The following is a 919-nucleotide window of genomic DNA, read 5'->3' on the forward strand; positions in this document are numbered from 1 at the left end:
TTATCAATAAAGACATCAAGTAGTTCTGGTTCAATGTTCTCTAAGGGAGAAGGAAGCTCTTTCTTATTTTCAAACTCAAAAGCTTCTTTAGCAGTCACACCTATTACATAACTAATGTTGTCCCACAAGAGACCATTCGCTTCATTTTCATCTAATTGCATGTAGATAAATATTCCACTGAAGTCTGTCCCATCATCTAAAAGGCGATAAAGTTCCTCTCCCCTTTTATCTCTATTCTCCAAAAAACTCCAACATGCATCCAAGGCGGTTCGAATATGTGAAGTATATTCTGTTTCCATACGATTCGCAATTGCCTCAGCAAAAATCAACATAAAATAACTAGTAAGCATATCCTCTCCTGATCTATGCTTGAACGAATGGCCTATTCGTTCTCATCAGATAAAAATAGTGGTCCAAAGTAGTTTTTAACGAGATCATCCTTTAGATATCCTTCTAATTCTGGTCCAGTTATTTGTGAAATAAGTTCCCTATTTTCAGCTAGAATTTGTTTGTAACTTAAGGAAAGAACCTCAAGTATGTCCTCGTCGACACTTTCAATCGTTTGTGGTAGGTAGATTTCTTCCGAAGCAATATATGAATAGTGACAAACTAAAACAAAGAAATTAGCGATACAGTTCCATACTAGTGGATTGGTTTTCTTATCCAATACCTGAAATGTCAAGATATCCTGCTCGTCTATATTTTCCAGTCGATTATATAAAATATCTGGGCAAAAATCACTCTCTTTATCAAGCTCCTGTTTTGAAAGTTTTAAGGAATCAAGGACAAACTCCTGATATTCTTTCTCACTGATAAGATCTACAAGACCGTACATCAACTCCTGTAAGAAGCGCAATAAATTTCTATTATCATTCATCAGTTTTCCTTCTATTACTAAAAACTAACTTGGTGATCCACT

2 protein-coding genes are annotated in these 919 nt (G+C 35.1%); both read right to left on the reverse strand.

Annotated features, from left to right (window positions below; translation table 11 throughout):
• The coding region (locus GMD6S_RS09595) for an Imm6 family immunity protein (protein ID WP_000958199.1) at nt 1–350 on the reverse strand (350 nt) is incomplete at its 3' end.
• Between the two features lie 32 nt (nt 351–382).
• On the reverse strand, nt 383–877 hold the full coding sequence (locus GMD6S_RS09600; protein WP_000999424.1) for an Imm6 family immunity protein: 495 nt from the start codon (nt 875–877) through the stop codon (nt 383–385).
• Between the last annotated feature and the right edge of the window lie 42 nt (nt 878–919).

This window comes from Streptococcus sp. GMD6S (assembly GCF_000297015.1).